This window comes from Streptomyces actuosus (assembly GCF_016921115.1).
Classification (GTDB): Bacteria; Actinomycetota; Actinomycetes; order Streptomycetales; family Streptomycetaceae; genus Streptomyces; species Streptomyces actuosus_A.
Genome location: NZ_JAFFZS010000022.1, coordinates 1 through 24,256, shown reverse-complemented (window position 1 = coordinate 24,256; position 24,256 = coordinate 1). Strand labels below are relative to the sequence as shown.

The 24,256-nt window shown below is 71.0% G+C and carries 16 protein-coding genes; 9 read left to right on the top strand and 7 right to left on the bottom strand.

Going from position 1 to position 24,256, the window contains the following annotated elements; all coding sequences use genetic code 11:
• Positions 1-244 precede the first annotated feature (244 nt).
• Together JS756_RS23985 and JS756_RS36945 are read right to left on the bottom strand one after the other, a co-directional pair.
• A complete protein-coding gene (locus JS756_RS23985; protein WP_205385248.1) occupies positions 245-664 on the bottom strand; it encodes a DUF4279 domain-containing protein in 420 nt (139 codons plus the stop codon).
• On the bottom strand, positions 661-2,490 hold the full coding sequence (locus JS756_RS36945; RefSeq protein ID WP_240204271.1) for a polymorphic toxin-type HINT domain-containing protein: 1,830 nt from the start codon (positions 2,488-2,490) through the stop codon (positions 661-663). Before JS756_RS36945 ends, JS756_RS23985 begins: the two co-directional genes overlap by 4 nt.
• A 490-nt stretch (positions 2,491-2,980) precedes the next feature.
• Between JS756_RS36945 and JS756_RS23975 the strand changes: the two genes are divergently transcribed.
• The gene (locus JS756_RS23975) at positions 2,981-3,796 is read left to right on the top strand and encodes a DUF4253 domain-containing protein (RefSeq protein ID WP_205385247.1); all 816 of its coding nucleotides are present in this window, start codon (positions 2,981-2,983) and stop codon (positions 3,794-3,796) included.
• Positions 3,797-3,846: 50 nt separating this feature from the next.
• On the opposite strand, the gene JS756_RS23970 is transcribed toward JS756_RS23975, so the two are convergent.
• On the bottom strand, positions 3,847-4,686 hold the full coding sequence (locus JS756_RS23970; RefSeq protein ID WP_205385246.1) for an MBL fold metallo-hydrolase: 840 nt from the start codon (positions 4,684-4,686) through the stop codon (positions 3,847-3,849).
• A gap of 291 nt (positions 4,687-4,977) precedes the next feature.
• On the opposite strand from JS756_RS23970, the gene JS756_RS23965 reads away from it, so the two are divergent.
• Both JS756_RS23965 and JS756_RS36940 read left to right on the top strand, forming a co-directional pair.
• Positions 4,978-5,715, top strand: a complete 738-nt coding sequence (locus JS756_RS23965) for a DUF6585 family protein (RefSeq protein WP_205385245.1) — start codon at positions 4,978-4,980, stop codon at positions 5,713-5,715.
• Positions 5,716-5,858: 143 nt separating this feature from the next.
• On the top strand, positions 5,859-6,536 hold the full coding sequence (locus tag JS756_RS36940; protein ID WP_307790980.1) for a LysR family transcriptional regulator substrate-binding protein: 678 nt from the start codon (positions 5,859-5,861) through the stop codon (positions 6,534-6,536).
• Positions 6,537-6,764: 228 nt separating this feature from the next.
• Here JS756_RS36940 and JS756_RS23955 read toward each other — a convergent pair whose 3' ends face one another.
• Positions 6,765-8,396 (bottom strand): phospholipase D-like domain-containing protein, encoded by a 1,632-nt coding sequence (locus JS756_RS23955; protein WP_307790978.1) that lies wholly within the window; start codon positions 8,394-8,396, stop codon positions 6,765-6,767.
• Positions 8,397-9,209: 813 nt separating this feature from the next.
• On the opposite strand from JS756_RS23955, the gene JS756_RS23950 reads away from it, so the two are divergent.
• On the top strand, positions 9,210-9,830 hold the full coding sequence (locus JS756_RS23950; protein ID WP_307790977.1) for a hypothetical protein: 621 nt from the start codon (positions 9,210-9,212) through the stop codon (positions 9,828-9,830).
• 465 nt (positions 9,831-10,295) lie between these two features.
• Here JS756_RS23950 and JS756_RS23945 read toward each other — a convergent pair whose 3' ends face one another.
• On the bottom strand, positions 10,296-11,579 hold the full coding sequence (locus JS756_RS23945; RefSeq protein WP_307790975.1) for an NAD-binding protein: 1,284 nt from the start codon (positions 11,577-11,579) through the stop codon (positions 10,296-10,298).
• Positions 11,580-12,733: 1,154 nt separating this feature from the next.
• Between JS756_RS23945 and JS756_RS23940 the strand changes: the two genes are divergently transcribed.
• The 3 genes from JS756_RS23940 to JS756_RS23930 all read left to right on the top strand — a co-directional run bounded on the left by JS756_RS23940 (position 12,734) and on the right by JS756_RS23930 (position 16,866).
• On the top strand, positions 12,734-13,417 hold the full coding sequence (locus tag JS756_RS23940; protein ID WP_205385243.1) for a hypothetical protein: 684 nt from the start codon (positions 12,734-12,736) through the stop codon (positions 13,415-13,417).
• A 407-nt stretch (positions 13,418-13,824) separates the two neighbouring features.
• Complete coding sequence (locus tag JS756_RS23935; RefSeq protein WP_205385242.1) at positions 13,825-14,766, top strand: LysR family transcriptional regulator; 942 nt, start codon at positions 13,825-13,827, stop codon at positions 14,764-14,766.
• Positions 14,767-15,216: 450 nt separating this feature from the next.
• A complete protein-coding gene (locus tag JS756_RS23930) occupies positions 15,217-16,866 on the top strand; it encodes a sigma-70 family RNA polymerase sigma factor (protein WP_307790973.1) in 1,650 nt (549 codons plus the stop codon).
• Between the two features lie 214 nt (positions 16,867-17,080).
• On the opposite strand, the gene JS756_RS23925 is transcribed toward JS756_RS23930, so the two are convergent.
• Entirely contained in the window at positions 17,081-17,962 is an 882-nt protein-coding gene (locus JS756_RS23925; RefSeq protein WP_205385241.1) for a CAP domain-containing protein, read from the bottom strand.
• Between the two features lie 504 nt (positions 17,963-18,466).
• Between JS756_RS23925 and JS756_RS23920 the strand changes: the two genes are divergently transcribed.
• Positions 18,467-19,117: a hypothetical protein gene (locus tag JS756_RS23920; RefSeq protein ID WP_205385240.1), complete on the top strand. Its 651-nt coding sequence runs from the start codon at positions 18,467-18,469 to the stop codon at positions 19,115-19,117.
• A gap of 135 nt (positions 19,118-19,252) precedes the next feature.
• Here the strand turns inward: JS756_RS23920 and JS756_RS23915 are convergent, their stop codons facing one another.
• Positions 19,253-20,521: a sensor histidine kinase gene (locus tag JS756_RS23915; RefSeq protein WP_205385239.1), complete on the bottom strand. Its 1,269-nt coding sequence runs from the start codon at positions 20,519-20,521 to the stop codon at positions 19,253-19,255.
• 751 nt (positions 20,522-21,272) lie between these two features.
• On the opposite strand from JS756_RS23915, the gene JS756_RS23910 reads away from it, so the two are divergent.
• Positions 21,273-23,981 (top strand): AAA family ATPase, encoded by a 2,709-nt coding sequence (locus JS756_RS23910; RefSeq protein WP_368861112.1) that lies wholly within the window; start codon positions 21,273-21,275, stop codon positions 23,979-23,981.
• Positions 23,982-24,256: the final 275 nt, after the last annotated feature.

Sequence of the window (24,256 nt, the reverse complement as noted above, 5' to 3'; positions counted from 1 at the left end):
CCGACGCCTCACGGGCGGCCTGGCCGGCGCCGAGCCGACCGCGAGCGGGCCGTGAAGCGGGCCGGGCGGGTGGCGCGAAGCCGCCGGCGCCCGGCACCGAGCCGTCTCGACGCCTTCGCCACGGCGCGGCTCGTCATCGCCGTGGCGTGCCGCTACCGCGTGGGATGGGCTCGGGACCGGCGAGGCCCCACCAGGTGCGCCTGGTGGGGCCTCGCCGGTGGCCACGGCTCACGGGAGCCGGGGGCTACGGGGTGGGGTCGGGGCAGTCGTGGTAGATGTACTGGTCGATGTCGAGGGACGCCCGGGCGGTGCCGAGCCAGCACAGCAGGTCGGCGCCGAGGCAGATTCCCTTCTGCTGCGGGTCGTCGAGGTCGCGGATCTCCTGGACGATCTCCAGCCTGACGGCCGCCTCGCCCGAGTCGGCGAGGCGGCCGAGGGACGCCGCGAAGGCCGGGCCCCAGGAGAGGATCACCGGCTCCAGGTCCTCCGGTCTGGCGCGGCCTGCGTGCCGGATCCAGGTCGAGTGGGACCGCAACGGCGACTGGGGGCGCCTGCGGCTGCCGATCATCGTCGACTCGTCGGGGTCCCTTCCCAACCGTCGAGAGATCTCTTCCGGTTGCAGGGTTTCACTGACTACGCGCAGGTACACGCGGAACGCGCTCATGGCCGGTACCTGTAATTCGTCGGAACCAAGATCCTGCCGTCCTTGCTCACGAGAATGATCCGACTGTCACCGTCGCGCATCGCGTCGAACCTGGAGACCATGTTCGTTCCGACCCAGTCGGCCTTGAAGCCGTGCGGATCCTCGTCGAGGCTCTTGAGGGCCTTCTCCAGCTGCTTCTCCCTCAGCTTCACCAGCGAGCCGCGGTCGATGTCCGCGGCGTCGGGGATCTCACCGGGGATGAAGTCGCACGAGGCGTTGTGGACGAGCACGGGCGTCGTACCGGCCAGCACATAGTAGGTGTGCAGGTCGTTGACGGTCAGGTTGTGGGCCGGCTGGAGGGTCTTCCAGTGGGTGACCTGCCGGATCCGGGCGGTGGCGCCGTCCGGGGTGCGGAGGGTGTCCCCCGCGTTCAGGTCCGCGGCGTGGGTCCACTGCCCGCGGTTCCGCGTCCAGAAGGGGTGGTGGTCGGTGGCGGTGAGGGAGCCTCCGCCGACGGCGGCGTCGAGGGTGATGCCGGTGAAGTCCCGGTCGTCGGGCGTGCGGATCGTGTCGTCGACCCGGCGGCCGCCGGTGGTACCCGAGGCAGGGTCGGTGGCCAGGACCGCGTCGCCCACCTGTACGTCCTCGATCGGCTTGGTGGAACCGTTCGCCATCAGCACCTGCGTGCCGGCCGGGAAGCTGTCGCACTTGCTGCGTCGCTGGGCCCTGCGGATGTCGTCGGGGTCGAGCTTGCCGCCGGTCTTGAGCCAGCGCAGCACGACGACCGCGCCGAGGGCCCGGTCCACGGGGCTCAGCTTCTCGCCGGTGGCGAGGTCCTTCCCGGTGAGAGCCTCCATCACGCCCTTGCCGTCGCTGATGCCGGGCAGCAGGTCGAGCACCATGCCCATCCGGCGGTCCTGGGCAGCGAGCACCTCGGGCGGGGTCTGGTTCACTCCGGCCTTCTCGGCGACGTGCGAGAAGTCGAAGTCGAATTCGGGCACTTCGCGGATGCGATCGGCGGCCTTGTTCATGGCCTTGACGGCCTTGTTCGTCTGCCCCAGGGCGTCGTTCGCCTGGCGGACGCCCTTGTTGAGCTGGTCCATGCCGCGGTTGGCCCGCGCCAGGCCCTTGTTGATCCCGTCGATGCTGTCGTTGACCTGGACCATGGCCGCGTTCATGTCGTCGAGACCGCGGTTCATCTGGGCAAAGCCCGCGTTGATCTGGTCAAGGGCCTTGCCCATGTCCTTCAGGTCCGCCCAGATGTCCCAGGTGGGAGTGTCCGGCAACGGCTCCACCGGCTTCGGCTCCGGGAAGTAGTCCCCCAGCATCACGGCGAGGACGGTGAGGAGTTCGGCAGACTCGTTGGAGGTGCCGAGCACACGTGACGCCTTCACGAGGTTGGTGCGGAACTTGTCGATGTGCGGCTCGGCAGCCTTGTAGGTGGTGACGACCTGCTTGAATATCGCCCGCCGCCGCTCGGGGTCCGCCTCCTGGTCGGCTTGGGTCAGGAGGGGCTTGAGCTGCTTGTGGAGGACGCCGAGCTCCTTGTTCACCTCGGTGAACGAGGCGCCGCCGTCCGTCATCGCCTCCCGGAAGACGTAGAGGTACGCACCGACGGCGAGTCCGAGCTCGGCGGACTTGAGGGCGAAGTCCTTGCGGCATCGCAGCCGCTCCAGCAGCGGCAGCTGCCCACACTTCGAGTACTGCTCCACCCGCGCGATGATCTCGAGCAGGGTGGGTTCGCGCTCAGGCCGCTCGGCCGCCGCGGCCGATCCGGCGCCCGCGCCCACGACCAGACACAGGATCGTGAGCAGGGTGAGCATCTTCTGTTTGACGTGCTGATACATGCGTTCCTCACGGCGCGAGCCCGCGAGGGCCCGCTCCCCCTGGCAGCAGAACTGCCGTGTTTTGCTTGCGCTTTGCGCGCGTGGTCACGGACACCGTAAGCCGTTACCGCTGGTCATGAGGTCACGCCCGCTGCAGTGCCGTATCGACGGCCAGTCGGTGATCTCGTTCGGGGGCTGTGCGGTTCGGCGCTGACACCGAGGACGCCGTGGGTGCCGTCCGACTCGCGGTGCACGGCCCGTAGCCGGGCGGCGAGGAGGGCACCGGCCGCCTCGAGGACGACTCGCTCCGCGGCCGTCGCCCGCCAGTGGGAGCAGCTGGAAAGGGAGCGGCCCGGGACGGGTCCTCAGCCGCTTCACGCCGTACCGGCGGTGGTGGTCGGCGACTCACGGGAAACGGTGCCCCAGCGCCACCGTCCGCCGCAGGTGACCCGGTCCCGGCGGGCTCGGGTTGGTGTTCCGCCGTGTCGTCCCCTGCCTCTACTGTCATCGCATGGTGACGGACACGAACAACCTGCCCCGACTCGCGACCGACCCGAGCGGCCGGACCCTCGGCCTCGACCTCCCGGCGGGGAGGCTGCTCGATGAGACGTATCAGGGCCCCTGGCCGGATCCGCTGATGTGGCTGGCCGACACGCGCGCCGTGCCCGGGCAGTGGTCCGCGCAGGGGGCCGCGCGCCGAGCGGCGGGCCTCGTGCCGGTACTGGTGGACGTCGGCGGCCCGTCGGGCGACCCGGGGAACTGGGACCTGATGTGTGGAAACCTGTCCTGTCCGGAGGACTTGGGCACCGACGAGGTGCTGGCCCGCCTGTGGGAGCAGACCCGGGAGAAGCAGGTCGGCGGGAGGCAGGCTCCCTTCGACGCAGCATGGCCGGGGCTCGCCGGGGCGGTGCCGCCCGACGCCGATCCCGACACGCAGGCAGCCGAGATCGCCGACGCCCTGACAGGACACGGCTCCAGCCTGAAAGAGCCCCGCCTCGCCCTGGTGCCCACCGACCGCAACGCCGACATACCCGCGGCCATCGGCTGGTCCGGTTCGCTCAACCACGAGGACGACCCCGGTGCCCTCAGTGCCGTCCTGCGCAGTTGGGAGGAGCGCTTCGGTACCCGGGTCGTGGCACTCACCGCGGACCGGCTTGTCCTCTCGGTCGCCGCGCCGCCCACCACCACTGGACACGCGGAGGCGGTGGCAGCCGAGCACGCCGCCTTCTGCCCGGACGGCCTCGCCCGGCGCCGTCACGGTGCTCTGGACGACTACGCCGTCCACGAAGTCCTCGGGCGGCGCACCTGGGTCCACCACTGGGACTGAGAACCGCACACGGAAGAGTTGGGAACCGAGCGCTTCGAAACCGGCGCCGATCAGTCGAGCAGCCGGGGGATCCCGTCATATGCGGAGACGTCATGTGAAGGGACGATGCGCATGACGCCCGCGAGGGCGATCATGCGGAGCATGTCCTCGCGTACCAGCTTGGGATCGGTGTCGGCGAGCATACGCATCATCAGCGGCCGCTCGGAGCGACGGACGATGGCATCGAGTTGCCAGGTCAGATCGCCGATGAAGGCATACCGCCGGCCGCCCGGCAGAGTGACGAACGTAATCACAGACCCAGTGGTGTGACCTCCGGCGGGAACGACGACAACCGAGCCGTCGTCGTACACGTCGTAGCTCGACGAGAAGCCGAGATAGGGCCCATCCTTGAATGCGTACTGGTGAATCTTGTGATCGACGGAGATCTCGCGGAACACTCGTCCGCCTTTGTCGTGGCCCGCATACTGCAGTTCCCCTTCATTGATCCAGATCGGCAAGCGGAGATCGTCGAGACCACTCACGTGATCCCAGTGAGAGTGCGTCACCAGCACACCGCGAAGCCTGCTTCGGTCGTAGCCGCTGGCCTCGAACTGCTCGCTCACGGTGTGGCCCAACTGGTGCGGAGCACGCTCGATCCGCGGGAGAGCCTGCATATGCGCATCGACCTGAGAGCCGAAGCCGGCGTCGATCAACAGATCGCCCTTGGGGTGCTGCACCAGAACCGACGTCGCTGCGAAAGGACGCTTGTCGCGGAACGAGCCGCCTCTGAAAGCGAAGACCGCCCTGGTCTCATAGGTTCCCGTGGGCAATTGGAACAACGCCATGTCGGACGGCGGCGCGGCCTCAGGGAGAGGTCCCGCCCAGGCGGAAGGCATGGGAAGAGGTGGCATGCGGACATCGTCCGACGGCACCAATCCGAGTGTCCAATACCTGTCTGGAAGGTCCGATACCCGGAAGGTATCGAACCTTCCGCACAGGGAGTCCTTTCGTCGTACCGTGGGAGTCGCCGGGCCGCGTCATCCGAGCCGTGAGGCTCCGCTACCGTCACACCGGACCGGGGACGGACGGATATCGCGCAGGGGCGAATCAGCAGGCCGGCTCCGTCCGGTACGCTACGCGGGTTCCGGGCGACGCCGGCGTCGAGGCCCGTCTTCCCACCCTGCCGAGAGTGAAGCGAACCCATGGATGACCACATACGCGACGACGTAGCGACCCTCGCCGCGGCCGAGGGCCTCGGTCAGCTCCGTGGCACGGTCCTGCCGAAGCGACTGAGCATAGCAATGATCTGCAACCTGGTCTTCATGGTCATCGTCGGGCTGCTCATCTTCGTACTGCCCGCCGCCTGGTTCGTATGGATCGCGCTTCAGACCCCCAACTTCTCCCGTAAGGCGGCTGCCCGGCGGCTGCACTTCTTCGAGCACGGGCTGATCGAGATCGACCGCAAGGGGCGGGCGGCCGCGTTCCGCTGGGACTCGATGATGGCACTGCAAGAGGTCACGGAGACGTACGTCAACGGCTTCCACACCGCCACCATGTACCGGTACACCCTGCACAAGAAGGATGGAACGGTCCGGAAGATCACCAACTTCTATGACCAGCCCGAGAATTGGGGCCCGTTCATCCAGCAGGAGATCGCCTCGGCCCAGTTGCCGGGCATGCTCCGGATGCTGGACGAGGGTCAACAGCTCACTTTCGGCGACGTCTCCCTGAACCGGGGCGGTATCGCGACACCCAAGCGCGGTGCCGTGACCTGGGCGGAGATCGAGGACGTGCGTGTCGACAACGGCAGGGTGGCGCTGCGGAAGTCCGGCAAGTGGCTCTCCTGGTCGAGCAAGCCGGTGAAGAACATCCCCAACTTCGTCCTCTTCCTCGCCTTGGTGGACCACCTTCGCCGTTCGGCGCCCGCGGCCGTCAGCTGATCCCGTGCAGGTCCGGCTACTGGAGTTCCCGCACGGCCGGGCTCTGCCTACGGCGATGGCGGAGGGCCGCTCGGACCTCGCGGGCCGGGCCGGTACCGGCCGACCGGGACGCCCCGGTCCGTGAACTCGGCACCGAGGAGTTCGTGATCGTGCTCCCTGCGGACGAGGACCCGCCCACGGCCGTCCCAGCCCCGGCCCGGGTCGACGGGTCGACTGACATCGGCAGCCCCGAAGGGGACGGTGTACGTCGATGGATCGACCGGATCGACCGGATGCCGCTCACCGACCTGGCCCAGCGCGGTTGGGTGCACTACGCACGCGGCCACGGTCTCGCAGAGTTGCTGGACGACGTCTGCGCCGAGGCCGGGTTCCAGGCCCGTCCCGCCGTACGCACCGAACAGACGGCCGCCGCGCCGCTGCTGACGGCTGCCGGAGTGGGGCCGGCCGTGGTGCCCGCCCATCTGCTGCCGCCCGGGGTCGAGGGCCGGGTGCCGCGCCCCGACCCGCCTGTCCAGCGCACCCTGGCGGCGTACACACGGCCCCACCCGGACCCGTTCACCACGCCTTCCTCGACACCCTCCAGGCCGTGGCGCGCGTGTAGTCCCCGAGGCCGGGCCGTGTCGGAAGGCGGTGAGTGTGGTCTTGCCGATCGCACGGCCGACCTCCAGGGCGCGGTGGGCCTCGCGCAGGGAGGCTGCGTCGATCGGGCCGAGGTTCCTCGTGGCGGTGCCGCGGAGGGCGCCGGCGTCGTGGAGGACGACATCGACCGCTTCGGACAGAGCGAGGAAGGAGCCGTCCTCCAAGGCGCCTCCCGCGGCTGACCGGGGTCAGCCGCGGGCCGTTCAGTGATCCTCGCGCGGCCGAGGGTGTGGCCGGGCATCGGGAACGCGGCGACGGCAGGCGACGTGGACGGGGCCGGGCCTGCGCAGGTCGAGGGCTCGGCGCCGGCGCGAGGCGTCGGCTGCGTGTCGTCGGCGGTTGCTTCGGCGCTCGCGTGTCCCCCCGGCAGGACCCGCGGCCCGTGCCGGAGCGGCGTCACGGCGTCGCCGTCAGCGCGGGCACACGCCCGTGCTGTAGTCGTACGTCGCCGAGCGGCGGGTGTGCGTCCACTCCGGATCCAGGAGGTCCCGCTTGAGCTGCCGCGCGGCAGCTCCGTCCTCGACGATGTAGCCGAAGTCCTGGAGCCAGGACGGGTAGAGGTTCTTCGAGCCGATGTAGAAGGCCGAGTCGTCGACGGAGATCAGCTTGTGGTGCAGGGCGTAGGGCTTGCCGTCCGCCCAGGTGCCCGAGTCGGCCGCACGGAACGACGCCAGCTGCAGGTTGGCGCACATCACCCGGTCGGCGGCGGCGCTGCTGCCCGTTGCGAGGGCCAGGCGCTTGCGGAGCGTGTCGCTGATCTCGGTCAGGGACTTGATCTGGGAGTATCCTCCGCTGCCGATGAGGCCGCGGTTGGCCGGGTCGCTGACGATGATCCTGACCTTCACGCCCTTCGCGAGCTGGGCCGCCAGGGTGTCGTACAGGCGGACGTCGTAGCGGGGCAGCGGAGGACACGTGGAGTTGAGGTCCTGCTGGGAGATCTCCACGTGGTCACGGGCACTGGCGATCAGGGCGCGCAGCGCGCTCTCCTCGGGGTTGACCGTGTCGTAGTCGCGGTCGGCGTTGGTGCGGTCGCCCAGCACGCGGGGGAAGCAGGTGGCGTCCTTGGCCGAAGCGGTGGCGGGCAGCGCGAAGGACGAGGACGGGTCGCGGTCCTCGACGCCGATTCCGAGACCGCCCACGGCGATGACGGGGGTCGCTCCCTGAGCCGTGACCGGCGCCGGGTTGGCGTCGCGTTCGAGCGAGGCCATGCAGGGTGCTTGGTCGGACGTCGCCAGCCACACCTTCGCGGGGTTGCCCGCGTTGCGGCAGGTCCAGTCCCACAGGGTGTCGAGGTAGGCGCCGGCGGTGCGGGCGGCGGGGCCGCGCAGCGCGAGATCGACATCCGTGACCGGGTGGGAGGTGTCGAGGTAGTCGCCCTTCCAGTCGTTGATCCCGCCGGTGATCACCGACTCGCCGTCGACCACGACGAGTTTGGAGTGGTTCCAGGAGAAGGCGGTCTTCGACGTCGTCATGGAGGCGACGTCGAGGGTGATGTCGTCCGCCGCGGCACCGAGCCGGCTCAGAAGGTCGTTCTTGTACACGGCGGGGAGGACGTTGGCGTGGTAGAGCGGGGCCGCACCGACGAGGATGCGCACCTTGGGCCGGTGGCCGGCGGCCACCGACGCCCTGAGGCCGTCGGCGATCGCCTCGTTGAACGCCCCGTCGGGCAGCGGGGCGAGCGAGGAGATGTCCACCGTGCGCTCGGCACGTGAGATGTCACGGGTCATGGCCGACAGCAGCTTCCGGGAGCCGGTGCGGTCCGCGCAGGAGGCGTCGCCCCAGCACCCCGGGGTCTGCAGCAGCCAGCCGGCCGGATCGCCGGGCTCCGCGGCGAGCGTGTTGCCGGCGCTCCGCCCCCACACCCTGCCCTCCAGGCCGGGCGAGACCCGGCGGAGGACGTCCTCGACCCGGTCGAGATGCGGGGTGTCGGAGACGGTTTCGGAGTCGACGCTGGTGGCCTGGGCGGGCGGGGCGCCCAGCGTGGCCAGAGCTGCGGTCAGTACCGCAGCCGGGGCTATGACACGGCGGAGCTGGCGGTGCACAGTGGTCCTTCGACGGGGGCGGGTCGCGGACCTCGACGTTCGGTCCGGATCATGAGTGCGAAGAAGCTACCGTCTGGTAGCTCAGGGGTGCCGCAGCACCGGTGATGATCGGTCAGCAGCGCCCCACCTGTGCGCGCCGTCCAGGAGCGGCGGTGTCCCGGTCCCCGCTGTCCGCCTGGGCCCGCGGCGTCCAGGCCGCCGGAGATCGCTCTGGCGCAGAGTTGGCCGGAAAATGACGTTCACTCCTGCCGGCGTCACACGTGGATGCGGCAATGCCTCCAGGGTTCTCGAAGGTCGTGCCGGGTCCAGCCGTTCGGTCGTGTTCCCCGTGTCCGTGCACCGGGTCCCCGCACGACGCATGAGGCTCACTGCCCGCGCGGGCGGGGCCGCCGCGTCGGGCGGCGACGTGGACGCATCCGCCGCGGGAGCGAAGGGGCCCGGTGAAGGAAGCGCCGCAAGCCGCTCGTTCCCGCCGTGCGGGACCGCATGCCCCGGGCGCCGTTCCACGGCGCCTTCCCCGACCCGTCCGGCTCGTCCCTGTCTGATGCCCGGAGTCGGCCGACGGCGTGCCGCGCCTGCGAGGGGTGATCACTCAACTGGCCTGATCGACACCACTTTTGGCGTGATCACGCTGAACCTGTACGGGGGCTGGAGCGATCTCGCTCTGCAACAGGCGGTGGACCGAGACGGCCGTCCCGACGGCGGCCGATGGTGCGTGCGTCGCCCCGGTCCACCGATCCCCCGTGATGCAAGAGGTGAAGACAACAGATGACCCCGAATCGCTTTCGGCGGCACGTCGGACGCTTGGTACCCGTGGCCGCCGTCGGCGTGCTGGCGCTGGCGGGCGCGCCGTCCGCGGCGGCCGACGAGCAGCCGACCCGCCAGCACCTCCTGGCGGACTGCGCGTCCGGCATCGGCAAGTGCACCTTCAATTCCCCCACGGTCGGCAAGGCCTATCGCGGAGGGTTCCACAAGGTCTCCGAGAACCTCTTCAACTGCAGCAGCTCCAACGCCACCCAGTCGGTGACATGGAGCGACACCGTGGGCTCGAGCGACTCGCTGGGCGTCTCGGTCACGACGGGCGGCAAGATCGCCGGGATCGTGGATCTGAGTGTGACCGCCAGCTACAACCACAGTTGGTCCACGTCCCACTCGGAGAGCAGTTCACTCACCATGACGGTGCAGCCCGGCGAGGTCGGCTGGATCTCCCGCGCCCAGGTGATGCGTCAGGTCTCGGGCACGTGGCAGACCCACTACGACAGCCCGAAGTGGGGGCACTACTACTGGTTCGTCGGTGACACCATCACCAGCCCGGCCGCCAACGGGACGGACGGCGTGACCAACGCGCTCGTCGTCGACACCCGCAAGATGACAGCGGCCGAGAAGCGTCTGTGCAGCTCCGCCGCGCACCGCGGCAAGGCGTTCGCCCGGTAGCCGACAGCGGGAAACCGGGTGCGGCCGGCGCCCGGCAGAGCGCCGGCCGCACCCGTACCGAGGGGCCCACCGCAGATGGCCGCTCGTCCGCGGCACCGCCACTCCTCCGTGGTGCCGCCCGGCGGCCCCGCGAGGGAACCCTTGCGGAGCCGCGGCGGCCCACGCATCCCCAGCGGCACGGCCGGGACCCGTCCCTTCCCGCGGAAGCGCTCCTGGACTTGGTCCGGGGACGGGCCGCCGCCTCCTCAGGCTCGACCGCGAGCGGCTGCCCCGGCGTCGCCCGCGGTACTCACCACGGGCGAGGCAGCGCGGTCACGTGTCCCGACGGCGAGCGCCGACCGTCCGGGCCTGATCTGTCCCCTGCGCGCCGTCCACCGGGCAGGCGGAACCTCCCAGCCGCCCGTCCGGGGTCAGCGGGACAGGCGACCGGGATGCTGCCTGTGCGGGGACCGTCCGCGTTCGTCCTCAGGGGCCGGGTGCAGGCGCAGACGTGTTGCCCTGCTTCCGACCCCGAGGGCTCTCGTGTGGGTGTTCGCAGCGCCCCGCTTGCGGCCAGGGCACGAACACACCGTCGTCCCGCTCCACGAGAAGCCGCTTTCCGTGGGCGAGCACCCCACGCGGTCGCAGTCCCAGCAGACTGGCGGTGGTGTACGCGGCGCTCAGGCCGCCCAGATCGTGGACGAGACCGATCTTGAACAGTGAGCGTGTCTCCGCGATGGCCTCGTGGTCCCCCGCGCGAATGACCACGCGCAGTTCCGGCGCGACGGCCAGGGCTGTCACGGCGACCGCGATGTTGTCCAGATCGTCCGACGCCACGGCCGTCATCGCCTGGGCCTTGTGCAGGCCGAGTCTGCGCAGGACGAACCTGTCCTTCGCATCGGCCACGACGACCGGAACACCCAACGCCCTTGCCAGCCGGAGGTTCGGGGCTGCTGGATCCCGCTCGACCGCGACCACACCGATCCCCAGCGCCTGCAGGCCCGTGCACAACCGCAGGCCCACCTGCCCGAGTCCGACGACGATGACATGGCCGGCGCGAGGCAGGGTCCGCGGGCCCACCAGGCCGACGGAGCGCGGAGCCAATAGCCGGTCGACCACCCCTGCGGTGAACACGGCAGTGAACACGATGGTGACGAGCATGGCGACTCCGGAGTACACCAGATACGTGTGCGAGCCACGATCGGGCGCAGGGCCGACGGTGGCCACTGTCCGCGCTGCTTCGAAGAACGCCTCGACGGGCGGGCGATGCCGGCGGGTCGTCAACCATGCCCAGTCCGAAAGCAGCACCGCGAGCAGGCCGACCAGTCCCGTCAGCATGATCCTCGAACTGCCGTCGTGCGGCCGCAACTGCCCTCGGACCTTCCCCATCCAGGCGCGGTACCGCAGAGTTCCGGGCGGCCGATAGGCCTCGAGACGCACGGTGTCCCCGTCCCAGCGGGCACCTACGTTCCCTTCGGGCGCCCGGGTGACCGCGAGCAGGTCCGGCTGGAGGCAGGCCGCCATGAGAACCGGCGCGGCGACATCGGACGGCGACGTCACTCGACAGTTCGGGACCACCCGCACCAGCTGTTCCGCGACGGTCCGGTCGAAGATCGTCACCACGAGTGTGACATTGGGGCGGATGTGCTCCACTGCGAGCGCATAGCGCAGCGATTCGACGTCGTCGTCGAGCAGGATCGCGACCCCCGCCACCCGCCGGTCCAAAGCCTGACGCAGGTCCTCGTCCGTGGGATGCGCGAAGTGGCACACCCGGTGTCCGGCCGACTGCAGGGAACTGCAGACTCTGCGCGCAACGTCACTGCCGATCACGACGAAGTACTGCCCCGGTGGCCCCTCCCCGGCCGTCGCGGCGGCGTGAGTGGACGGGTCAGAGGCTGAAGGCGCAGTCATCGGAACGGTAGGGGTCGCAGTGGAGGCAGCGGACACTTCGGCATCCGTCGCAGAGGGACAGAAGACGGCCGCAATGGCATCTGGCGTCCGTCGCATCACGGCTCGGGCCGCCGTCGGAAGTGCCGTCGGCAGCGTCACGACGTCGACCGTCCGCGCCCGGGTCCGAACCCGAGGCATTCAGTTGCCCGGCGGCATACTGCAGCCCGCGGACGCGGTCACTCGTGTTCGGATCGGGGATCGGGCTGTCGATGCCCGGTCCGGTCCTCCCGGAAAGTCTCATGGCCTCACTCTCTGTCGACGGACTCGTGCACGCCGTTCCTGCTCGATCAGGCCTGTGCCATCCGAGGGCCGGGCGCGCGTGACACCAAGGAACACCAGGCGGAGAATTCACGAAACAAGCGAGGGCCCGTGGCCGCGGGCAGTCCTTCTCCCCGGATGGAACAGACCGAGGTCGAACCGCTGCTCACCCCTCCGGCATGTCAGCCACAGCTCCGCCCCAAGACGGTCGTCGCAGCGCCGACAAGCCCTGATCCAGGGCTCGGCCTGCTGCAGCGGTGCTCCTGAGCGGTCAAGCGCCGAAGGTCACCCGACGCGAAAGGAACCGCATGTCCGCACACGCTAGAAGCACCCTGGCCGACGGTCCATGGACAGATGCCACACGGCAGGCCCGCGGCGATCAGACACATGCTCAAAGGCCCGGCAGCCCCCAACGCCGTGAAACCTCTCCTCGCGCCGTCGCGTCTCAGGGCGAGGTGTGCGCCCGTTCGCTCATCGAGCCCGACAGCCGGTGCCTCCCGTCCAGTGGTCCGATCACTTGCCGAGCCGGCTTGCTTCGGACGGGAAACCGGCGACCTTCCCCGGTCGGATCGGTGGTGTGCCCGGCCGCGGAACCTCCTGAGAGCCGGTGCCGTGTCCGGCGGCGACGTTCGCCTGTTCCGATGGAGGAGATGCCGCCTGGCAGCGTTGCTCTCTTCGGCCGGATCGGGCTGCCGGAGTCCTGACGGGATGCACGGGTGACTTCTCCGCACGGCGATGCCCTCGCCGCGGCGGTGGCGAGGATTGCGAAGGTCTTCGGCAGTGTGACAGCCCGAGCAGGCGAACACGGCTGTGGCCGGTGCTTCGACGAGGGTGAGGTCGAGTTGCTGCGGACTCCCGGCGTTCCGCTCCCGACGGACCTCGTCCGTCGCATCGCCCAGACGGATCCCGCCCACTGGGACGACCAGCCCGCGATCATTCGGCGGATCCTGCCGCAGCTCGTCGTGGTGCTCGCCGAGGGCACAGCCGAGCCGGATCTCATGGCCCGGGGGCCGGCCGCGGCAGGCTGGTCGCGGTGGCCCGGCCGGCAGGCCGGGGCAGTGGCCGGATTCCTGGAGGCATGGTGGACGCGAACCCTGCGCACGGAGTCACCGCCCACCGCCGCTTGTGTGGTCTTCGAGAGCCGCGTGACCGCCAGTTCCTCGGTCACCCCGTGGCTGGCCCGCTGGGCGGCGGAGCGGAGCCCGGTCGCCCGCCGTCACCTCGCTGACGGCGTCCGTCGGTGGCGGGAGGGGTTGGCGTCCGACCACTCGCCCTTCACCTGGTGGTGGGGAACCCGGGCGGACGAGCAATCCGCCTGGCGCGAGGTGAGGACATGGCTGGCGGGTCAGGCCCGGACGGCTGCCGTGCTGGAAGGGCTGTACCCGGACCAGCGGTCGTGAGCACCGGCGCAGGTCCCTGCTGCGGGCGGTCGACGGGGGCGGCCGGATGCGGGGCCTCTCCCGGTGCAGACCCCCCGGGACATCAGGGGCGCCCGGCGGGCGGTTCTGCTGCCGGCTGCGGCAGAGGACCGGCACGGCGAACGATGGCCGCCGTCACCCACAGGATCCGCTTCCACGGCGCGGCCCGCCCGCGAGGCCGTGCCCTCTCCGGGGCACCGCTCCCCGACGGGCCGCGCCGTCGGGCGGAGACCCGTCAAGCTCATGGTCCGCTTCGCCCGCGAGGGACGAGTCCACGCCCCGCCGCGCGACGCAGCAGGCACAGGGGAGACGCCATGCGCCTGCGCGCCGCCTTCGACGTACCGTGCCCGTTGAACAGGCCTGATACCGGCCGGGTATCATCAACGGCGATGGACCTCCGCCTGTTGCGCTACTTCGTGGCCGTCGCCGAGGAGCGCCACTTCGGCCGGGCCGCCACTCGGCTGCACATGACCCAGCCGCCACTGACCCGTGCCATCCAACGGCTGGAGGCGGACCTGGGCGCCCCCCTGCTACGCCGCTCGGCCTTCGGTGTGACCCTGACCGCGGCCGGGAGCACCCTGTACGACGAAGCGCGAACCCTGCTTGCGCAGGCCGATCACGCCCGTGCCCGAGTCACCGCCGAAGCCGGCGTTGCCAGCCTCACCATCGGCACCCTCGGCGACAGCATCGAGCGCGTCCACGCCGGCGCCGGCAGGCCTCTCGCAACCGCCTTCCGGCGCCGTCACCCGGGTGTCGAGGCCCGTGTCCTCGAAGCCGACCTCACCGACCCGTCCAGCGGACTGCGCGCCGGCCTGGTCGACGTCGCCGTGACCCGGGCACCGTTCGACGACACCGGAATCACCACCCGCGTCATCCGCTCCGAGCCCGTCGGCGTGGTCCTGCGCACCGACGACCCACTCGCCGAGCACGGACTGCTGCATCTGGCCGACCTCGACGACCGCACATGGTTCCGGTTTCCCGACGGCACCGACCCCCTCTGGCGCGCCTACTGGAACGGCGTCAAGCCCGGCGAGCCGCTGCGCAACGGTCCCGTGGTGCGCACCGTCCACGACTGCATCCGGGCTGTGATGTGGAACGGAACACTCGGACTGGCGCCGCTCGGCCATGAGTTGGCGTCGCTGGGCCAGGACACCCCTGCCGGCCTCACCGTCGTCCCTCTGGCCGACATGCCGCCGAGCCCGGTGATCGTCGCCTGGCGCACCGGCGACGCCAACCCCCTGGTTCGCTCGTTCGTCGAACTCGCCACGCCCGCCCCTCACCGTCGGGACCTCCCTCCGAGGGGTGGACACGCTGATACGGGGTCTGCCTGATGCGGAGGGGGCGGAGGGCCACCGACGGCGATGAAGGCACCGCAGGAAGGACCGGCGCGGCGGGCTCACGCAGTCGGTGGTCGTCACGGCGACGAGACCGGTGTTCGTGGCGCCCGGCGGCCTGGGCGCCGGGGGTGCACCGCGGATGGGCCGCGATGTCGACCCGGCTCGGGCGACGCGGACGACGTGGCCCGCGTGCTGGTGCTCGGTGCGGATGGCCGAGCCGACGGCCGAGGAGTTCCTGCGGCGCTCCGGCCGGAGTGCGGGCCGCGCCGGGACACGCGCGGTCCGTGCGGACACCGGGGTTCGCTCTGCGGGTCGTCGGAAAGTGCACCGCCCGGTACGGCGGGGGCTTCACTGCGTGAGGGTTCCACTGCGGCGCCGGAGGAGCTTATGGTCCCGGTGCTTTCTGTTGTCGGCGGAGAGCCGACGGGTCTCCCTGATGGCAGGATGCGGCGAACGCGAGACGAGGCAGTCATGTACATGGGCAGCGAGGACATCGAGGACACCGAGGAGTTGGTGAGTGCGGCGCGCGCGGGCGACGGCCAGGCGCGTGAGCAGCTCATGGCGGACTATCTGCCCCTCGTCTACAACGTCGTGGGGCGGGCCTTGGACGGCCATGCCGACGTGGACGATGTGGTGCAGGACACCATGTTCCGGGCGTTCGACGGGTTGGACGGGCTGCGCGAACCCTCGCGATTCCGGTCATGGCTGGTTGCGATCGCGATGAACCAGATACGGCGGCGGTGGAAGGATCGCCAGCAGGTGTCCGCCGCCTCGACGGAATGGCTGGCGGAGCGCCCGGACCCGAAGGGCGACTTCGTGGACCTGACCATTCTGCGGTTGGGTCTCTCCGGTCAGCGGCGTGAGGTGGCCGAGGCCACCCGGTGGCTCGACGAGGACGACCGGGCGTTGCTGTCCTTGTGGTGGCAGGAGGCGTCGGGTCAGCTCACGCGTGCGGAGCTGGCCGAGGCGCTGGGGGTGTCGACCCGCCACGCGGCGGTGCGGGTGCAGCGGATGAAGGCCCAGTTGGAGACGGGCCGCGTGGTGGTCCGCGCACTGTCGGTACGGCCTCTGTGCCGCGGTCTGGCAAGCGTCGTGGGGGGTTGGGACGGCGGCCCGTCGTCGGTCTGGCGCAAGCGGATCGCCCGCCACGTCCGCGGATGCCGCAGGTGTGAGGGGCTGGCGTCCGGTCTGATACCCGCGGAGGGTCTGCTGGCCGGTCTGGCGCTGGTCGTGCCGCTGTCGGGCGGTTCGGCCGTCCCGGGTGCGCAGGCAACCACCTCTGCGGCCGGTGCCGTGTCGACGCCGGTCCAGACGCCGCCGTCGGGGGTGCAATCGGGTGACGGCTGGGGCTCCGTCCCGGGTTGGGATGCTTCGGATGCGCCCGCCGGCGGAGCGTCCGGAGCGGGCGGGCCGGAGGGTGCGGCGATCGGTGACCATGCGCGCGGGAGCGCGCACACCGGGGAGGGAGGTGTGGGGTGGAAGGTGTACGCGGGCGGCCTCGTGGCCGGCGCGGTGGTGCTGGCGGTGCTGTGGCCCTGGGCCGGGGATTCACCGGCGCAGCCCGATGGGGTGAGTCCGCCCCTGGCAGGGCAGGTGCCACCCTTCTCGTCTGCCCCGCCCCGGACGCCGACACCTTCAGTGACGCTCCCGTCGGCTCAGGCCAGCGCGAGTCCGACGCGCTCCGCCTCTCCCAGCGCCGCACGGTCGGCGCCGAGCCTGGCACAGCAGGTCGCCGATCTGGTGAACGCCCGCCGTGCTGCGGCGGGTTGCGGCCCGGTCCGGCTGGACGACAGGCTGACGGCGGCGGCGCGAGCACATGCGCGTGACATGGTGGCACGGGGCTACTTCGGGCACGAGAGTCCTGAAGGCCGGCATGCCGACGCCAGGATCGCCCAGGCCGGGTACGACGCGGGGGCGTGGGCCGAGAACTTGGACCGGGGGCCGCGGGAGGCGTCCGCGGTGGTGAACGACTGGATGGACGGTTCGATCCATCAGGAGAACATGCTCGGCTGCGGGTACCGGGACATGGGGGTGGCGGCCGTGCCGGGGCCGGAGGGCACCCTATGGGTGCAGACCCTGGCGGAACCGGCGTAACGGCTGCCGATGGTCGTCGGCCGTCCGGGACGGGTGACCCGGCAGGCGGTGCTCGCGGGGCGTGGTCCCGTGAGCCGTACGTCCGTGGGTCGGGATCGTCTCCGATGCGCCCATGAGCGGCCCGGCCCGGTGCCTCGACGATCCGGCAGGGCCGTCACCGGGCCCTGCCGGGTGGGCGGAACTTCCGGATGGCCGAGGCGGGGCCGGTGTGGGGTCAGTGTGCGTCGGAGAAGTTGTGCACTCCCCACCAGCCTGAGTCGTCGTGGTAGATGCCCACCCCGACCTCGGTGAACGATGTGCTGGTCTGGGCCTTGTAGTGGCCGGGGCTGTGGCGCCACATCGCCTGGAACTTCTCCGCGGCTTCCTGGGCGGTCATCGACTCGTCGCTCCACCAGACGATGTTCTCGCCTATCCAGGTGCGGCCGCCGGTGACCAGGTACTGCGTGTCTGAGCTGCTGGAGTGGCCGAATCCGGAGGTGCGCATGTGCCGGGCCCAGGTGCGGGCGAAGTCGCTCAGGTCCGCTCGCAGGGTCAGCGGGGGCAGACCGACCGTCGCGCGCTCGGCATTGAGCAACCGCAGTGACATCGCCTCCGCGTCACTGGTGCTCTGCGACGCCGAGCGGGGACCGGGAATGGTGGGGTCGGGACCGACCGGGCCGCCCTTGGGCGACGCCGGTTTCGACGACGTGGTCTTCGCGGGGGCAGGAGCCGCGGGAGGCGAGGAACGTATCAGGCTGTCCCGGCTGCGGGTCGGCTTGGATGCCGTGCCGGAGGACGGCGGGGCGGACGGGACCGGGGAGGCGGACGGGGACGCCGACGGGGAGGGGGAGGCTGTGAGGCTCGGTGTGGCGCGGTCCAACTCGGCGGCGGGGGTGGGCGTGGAGGCCGCGGCCACCTCGTCCGGCTCCGACGGCCCCATGAGCACGATCGTGCCGGCCACCAGACCCGCGACGGCTGCGGTGCCGGACAGGGCCGCAACCGCTCCTCCCCACCCTCGCGGGCGGCGGTGGCGGCGCTGGTCCGGGCGGTGTCCCCGCCGGGATTCCTCGTGCCGGGGCTCGTCCGCGCGGGTGGATGACTCGTTGTGCAGGGGCATTGCGTCGCTCCGTCATGGTTCGGGTCTGCCGGCCTGATGTCCGACATCTGGGAGACCGGTGGCGCCCGCCCGGACAACGCTTTTGTCGAAGAAGATTTCGCCGTCGGCCTCACGGCCGCCGTCTCACCCGCCGGTACGGGCAATCCCCGCGGCGGACCGGGGGACCGCTCGACCGGTTGGTGACCACGCGCACGCGGAGGCCTGGCAGCTTGATCGGGAGAGTGACGCGATGTTCTGGCCACCGCCCCGGCCTCGGACGGGTGTGCGTCCCGGCGAGCCGCCCCACCGGCACCGGGCATGACGGTCCCGCAGCCGGGTCCGGTCGACAAGACGGGGCATGACTGGAACAAGCGAGGCTGTTTGTCCGTACCATCTGTACGCCAAGGCATCGTGCGGCACCTGCGGCGTCCCTGCCGGGCTGCCGGTCACTCGCCCGAGAAGGGGCGTCACACCCATGCGGCGCAGCCGCGCAACAGGGTCGCATCCGAGGAAAGGTCAACACCCATGGTCCGGACGACGGCTCCCACCACCGAACTGACATCGCACTACGCCGCTCAGGTGACCGACGACCTCGAGCGCAACGTCAAGGAGCGGGAGCGCATCACGGCGGAGATCGCCTCCCTGCAACAGCAGTTGGCCGCCCTGGAGCACGACCACACCGTGCTGGTGAGCATGCGGCAGGCGCTCGGCATCTCCGAGGCGCCTGCCGATCCGGTGACGGAACCCGAGCACGCCTCGGTGCCCTCGCCGCGGCGGAAGGCCGGCGCCGGGCGTGGCGGGAAGCAGAAGGCGGGCAGGTCCGCCGCCGTGCCGCACAGGGCAGCGGCCAGGAAGCCCGTGGCGAAGGCCTCGGGCACCACGAAGGGGACGCAGCCCACCCTGGTGGAGCTCATTCGCCGCCACCTCGCCGAGTCGAAGGAACCGCGCTCCGCTGCGGAGATCTCCGCGGCGCTCGGCCAGGCCCATCCCGAGCGCCAGGTCACGACCAAGGTCGTGCGCGTCACCCTTGAGGGTCTCGTGGCCAAGAGCCAGGCCGAGCGCAACAAGCAGGGCACGTCCGTCTTCTACACCGCGTCCTCACGGCAGCAGGCGGGTACGCCTGGGACCGAGGCGCAGCCCGAGGTGGCCGACAGCGGGAAGCCTGTGCGGGGGTGACGTGGCCCGACGCGCTGTCAGCCCAGGCCCCGGGTGCGACACTCGAGGCGGACGATCCGGCCGCCCGTCGGCCTGGGCCCGCGCTCGGGAGCCAACCGCCCCCGGCGGTGCGACGGGCGTGGGCGGACGGCGGGGTCAGGGCCGGGCGGCGCCGGAGAGGCACCGCAGCGGTATGAACGCCCGCACCAGAAAGTCTCCCTGCGGTGTGGCCGTGGTCGTCACCTCACCCCCCAGGCTCTGCGCACGCTCGCGCATGCCCGTGAGACCCAGTCCCCCGCTGCCGGTCGCCGGCACGCGCGTGTCCGCCGGCTCGGCGCGGCCGTTGCGCACCGTCAGCTTCAGGGCCTCTCCCTCCAGGGTCGCCGCGACGTCGATCTCGGCGCCGGGAGCGTGGCGGCCTGCGTTGGACAGGGCCTCCTGCACGATGCGGTAGAGACCTTGACGGAGCGAGTGATCACACTGCTCGATCCGGGGATCCACGCGCCAGGACACGCGCATCCCGGCTTCCCGGGCGGTGCCCAGCAACCGGTCCAGGTCCGGTTCGAAGGGTTCCTCCCCCGCTCGGCTCAGTGCCGGGCGCGGCTGCCCCGTGGCATCGGTGCGCAGCACCTGCAGCAGGTCCCGCAGTTCCTGCATCGCGCGGCGTCCCAGTTCGCCTATGAGCTGCGCGGTCCGACCGGTGGCCGGCTCGCGGCCGGCGGTCACCTCCAGGACTCCGGCCCTCAGGATGATCAACCCGACGTAGTGGGTGACGGAGTCGTGCATCTCGCGGGCGATCCGGGACCGTTCGGTCAGTACGGCGTTCTGGGCGACGAGTTCCTGCTCGCGTTGCAGGTGTGCAGCGTGCAGACGCAGGCTGTCGATGCGCTGCCGGTGCTCCCGCACGGTGAACGCCACCAACGCGGGAACGATGACGAAGGGCACCGTCTGCCGTACCCCGATCTCCTCGAATCCGCGGACGACTGCCAGGGCCGGGCTGACATCGGGGTCATAGGAGAGCATGTCCATGAAGTCGCGGACGAAGGAGGCGCACACGGCTGCGGCGGCGACCGCGGCGAACCCGTAGCGGCGCTGCGACACGAGTGTGTAGAAGGCGATGGGGACGGTCATGACGGATCCGGTGACGAAGCGGGCCGCAGTGGTGGCCAGCGCCAGGAGGACCGGCCATCTGCGTCGTGTCAGGATCGCCGCTCCGGCCACGACGTCGGCGCTCACCCATGAGATGAAGAGCCAGTCCATGCACGGCCGCGTGCCGGGCCCGTCCGGGTCCGTGTCGACCACGAAGTAGACCACCAGGGCATAGCCGACGGCCAGGGCCGCCAGGACGGCGTCCGTGGTCGTGATCTTCTGCGGGGCGCGCCCGGTGGCGCGTCGCGGCCGCTCGGCCGCAGCGGGGAGTTTCATGTGGTCGTCCAGGAGGCCGCGTCAACGGCCCACGATCGTGTCCTGCCGTCGGGCGGGCTCATGGTGTTCGGATGGACTCCTGCGGGGACGCGTCACCGTGCCGGGCGCAGCGACGTACCCCGTCGTGTTCGGCCCGTCCCCTACTCGACGGCACGGTGCCGGGTACGGGTTGCGCCATGGGCCGTGGACGGAGCGTCGCACCGATTCTGCAGCACAGCGCACCACGTCAATCAGGCGCTCTGTCAGGCCCGCCTCCGACGGGCCCGTTGAGAGTCGGACCTGCGCAGAATTCGAAGGGTCGTCGTGATACGTACGCATGCGGTGAACTCACCGCCTCAAACCATGTGTGACCATGCAGGCGCCAACCACCGACCCTACGGCCGGAATAGCGAGGGACAGCAGGACTTCGGAGCCGTACAAGCCTCCCATCACCAATCCGGTGAATACCACCGACCCCGCAAGAGTCCATGCTCCGACGCAATATGCGGTGGCGTTCTTCTCGCCCACCTGTAGCCCCCGTATGTCGTTCACCAGCACCTTGCCCAACGGACGGTACAGCCCTGGTGACAGTCGGTGCCGGCGTGGGATTCCCTGTTCATCGGGCCGCCGCTGCGGCAGGTGGATTCCACCACGAAAGCGGGGCCGCGGGCACCGTCGGCCCACCGAAGCATCGCAACACTTCGGTTCCAGGACACCCCGGCGGACCGGGCCCGTGCCGACGGCCCCGAGGGACCCTCCATAATGGACAACCGTGTTGACAGGAAGACAGCGAGAGCTCACGGCCCTGGATGAACTCATATCCTCGCCTGCGCACGGCAATAGGATGCTGGTGCGGGGCGGCAGAGGGTTCGGAAAATCGGCGCTCCTTCGCGCTTTCGCAGAAGGAGCGGCGGCTCGCGGGGCACGGGTACTGCGTGCGGCAGGTGACTCGGGGGACCGCGAGTTCGACCTGATCCGTCGCATGTTCGCCTCCTGGGACGGCTCCTTTGTCCTCACGGAGGCGGAGTACCTGGTCCGGGCCGAGGAACGCCTGTGCTCCCCCGGCGAGGGCCCGGCCGTCCTGGTGATCGACGACCTCCACCTCGCCGACAACGCCTCGTTGCGTCTGCTGGGCCGTCTCCTGCCGCGCCCGCCGGGGTCCCGGCCCGCCGTCGTCGCCGCACTGGTCCCGCACGCCGGCGCCGCGCCGGGTCGCGAAGTGATCGGGGAACTGCTCCCCCGCTTCGACCATCAGCTGACCCTGGCCCCGTTCGGCGTGGACGAGGTGCGCGCCATGGCGGCGCGGGAACTGGGCACCGATCCGGAGCCCGGCTTCGTTCATGCCTGTTGGGAAGCCACCGCGGGAATCCCCTCCGTCGTGCAGGGCGTCCTGGACTCGGTACGGGCCTCCGGAACCGCACCCGACGGTCTCACGGCTGCCCGGATCCCGGAACACGTACCCCGGGAACTGGGGCGGGCCGTACTGGCCGACATCGCCGAGCACGGCGACGAGGTCCGCAGCACCGCTGTCGCCGTCGCGGTCCTGTCAGGCCAGCCCTCCTTTCCCCTCCTCTCCCACGCAACCGCCCTGGGCGAGGACACCGTCGCAGACGCGGTGCACATATTGGACCGCCTCGGCATCCTGGTGAACATCCCGCGCGGGCCGCGCTTCCCCGCCCCCGCGTTGGCCACCGCTGTCGCCGACGAAGTGCCGCCCGGCACGCGGCGGGAACTGCACACCCGGGCCGCCCGCTACCTGCTGGAATCCGGTGCGCCCTGGGACTCGGTCACCCCACATCTGCTGCGCGGCTGCCAGGGAGAGCAGTGGGTCGCCGAAGCTCTGCTGCGGGCCGCCGAAGAGGTCAGGGAGCACGACAGCGACAGCAGCATCGCCTGCCTGCGACGGGCCCTGCGCGAGCCGCTGCGGGACGACGTCCGCGCATCGGCCCTCATCTCGCTCGGGGAAGCCGAACTGGAGCGGTGTGCCCGCACGGCCGTCCGCAGCCTTCGCTGCAGCCTCCGGTTGAGGCTCCCACCCGCGACCCACGCACAGGCCGCCCGGTCGCTCGCCACGACCCTGTTCGCCCTCAACCGTTATCCGGAGGGCATCGACGTACTGCGCGACGCCATCGATCACCTCCGGCCGCTCGATCCCGACCATGCCCTGCGGGCCGAAGTCGACCTGGTCTACGCCCAGATCACGCACGGTTCGTTCGACGCCCCCGTGGTGGACCGCGTCCGGGAGCTCAGCGCCTCACCGGCACCGGGAAAAGCCTCCGAGCACGCCCTGGAAGCCCTGCTCGCCCTGCGGGAAGTCATGACCGGCGGCACGGCACGGCTCGCCGTGACCCACGCACAGCGGGCCCTGGCGCACGGCGTGACACCGAAGGGCGACGCGTCCTTCGTGTACACCGGCGCGGTGCTGGCGCTGGCGGTCGCCGGCCGTCCGGACGTCGCCCTCTCCCGCGTCGAAGCCAGCATGGAGCGGCAGCGAGGCAGGGGATCCGGACTCGCCCGGGGATACGTGCACACGCTCAGGGCCGGCGTGCACCATCGCCTCGGCAACGTGGACGACTGCCTCCGGGACGCCCGTGCGGCGTTGGAGGCGCTGGGCAGCGTGGGCGCGCAGACGCATGCGAACCACAGCGTGGCCATGTGGGCCGATGCCCTGGTGAGGCAGGGACATGCGGACGAAGCCGACCAGTTGCTGGCGCGCAAGGGCCTCAACGGCACCCTGGCACCGCACTGGGCGAACGACTTCACGACTCTGGTGCGCGGCAGGGTGCGACGTGCGCAGGGCAGGCTGCGTCAGGCGCTCGCCGACTTCCTGGACAGCGGCGAACGGTCCTGCGCCCGTGGTATGGGAAACCCGGCCGTCCTGCCGTGGCGCTCGGAGGCCGCGCTGACACACGCCCTGCTGGACGAGCACGAGCCCGCACGTCGGCTCGCCGACGAGGAGCTCCGGCTGGCTCGCGCCTGGGGGGTTCCCGAGACGATCGGCTCCGCCCTGCGCGCGGCGGGAGTCGTCGCCGGCGGCGACGAAGGCACACGGCTGCTGGGTGAGGCGGTAGCGCTCCTGGAGACGACGAACTGCCGGCACGCCTACGCGCAGGCCCTCCTGGACCGCGGCATGCTGCTCGTCCGGGCAGGAGCGCCGGACGCGGCCCGTACTCACCTGCAACAGGCCCTGAAGGTCGCCCAGCGGTGCGGGGCGGTGGCCGTCGTCCGGCACGCCGAGGAGGAGCTGCTCGACAGCGGCTACCGTCCCGCGTCCCAGGGCGCGCGGGGTGCACAGGGCGCGGCGGCGCTGACCCGGTCCGAGCGGCGCGTCGCCCTCCTTGCCGCGCAGGGCCGGACGAACAGGGCGATCGCCGACGAGCTGTTCGTGGAACTGCGCACCGTGGAGATGCACTTGAGCCGCACCTACCGGAAGCTGGGCATCACCGGCCGCGCGGGACTGGCCGACGCCCTCGGCACCTGAGTACTCGGCACCTGAGTACAGGGACACGCGGTGCCGGCCGGTGGTGAACGCCGTCCGGCACCGTCGTGCCTCCCGGGCATGCCGACACCACGCGGAGGGCCGTCCGCCCGAGGAAGCGGCCGGCCGACAGCCCTGGCTCAGTCCTCGTCGGGTGTGGTCGGGAGTTTGGCCTGGATGAGGTCCATGACGGTGGAGTCGGTCAGTGTGGTGACGTCTCCGAGCTGGCGGTTCTCGGCGACGTCGCGCAGGAGTCGGCGCATGATCTTTCCGGAGCG

Coding starts and splice junctions, on each gene's coding strand:
- JS756_RS23985 (WP_205385248.1), bottom strand. CDS start 664: ATGAGCGCGTTCCGCGTGTACCTGCGCGTAGTCAGTGAAACCCTGCAA.
- JS756_RS36945 (WP_240204271.1), bottom strand. CDS start 2,490: ATGTATCAGCACGTCAAACAGAAGATGCTCACCCTGCTCACGATCCTG.
- JS756_RS23975 (WP_205385247.1), top strand. CDS start 2,981: ATGGTGACGGACACGAACAACCTGCCCCGACTCGCGACCGACCCGAGC.
- JS756_RS23970 (WP_205385246.1), bottom strand. CDS start 4,686: ATGCCACCTCTTCCCATGCCTTCCGCCTGGGCGGGACCTCTCCCTGAG.
- JS756_RS23965 (WP_205385245.1), top strand. CDS start 4,978: ATGGATGACCACATACGCGACGACGTAGCGACCCTCGCCGCGGCCGAG.
- JS756_RS23935 (WP_205385242.1), top strand. CDS start 13,825: ATGGACCTCCGCCTGTTGCGCTACTTCGTGGCCGTCGCCGAGGAGCGC.
- JS756_RS23930 (WP_307790973.1), top strand. CDS start 15,217: ATGCGGCGAACGCGAGACGAGGCAGTCATGTACATGGGCAGCGAGGAC.
- JS756_RS23925 (WP_205385241.1), bottom strand. CDS start 17,962: ATGCCCCTGCACAACGAGTCATCCACCCGCGCGGACGAGCCCCGGCAC.
- JS756_RS23920 (WP_205385240.1), top strand. CDS start 18,467: ATGGTCCGGACGACGGCTCCCACCACCGAACTGACATCGCACTACGCC.
- JS756_RS23915 (WP_205385239.1), bottom strand. CDS start 20,521: ATGAAACTCCCCGCTGCGGCCGAGCGGCCGCGACGCGCCACCGGGCGC.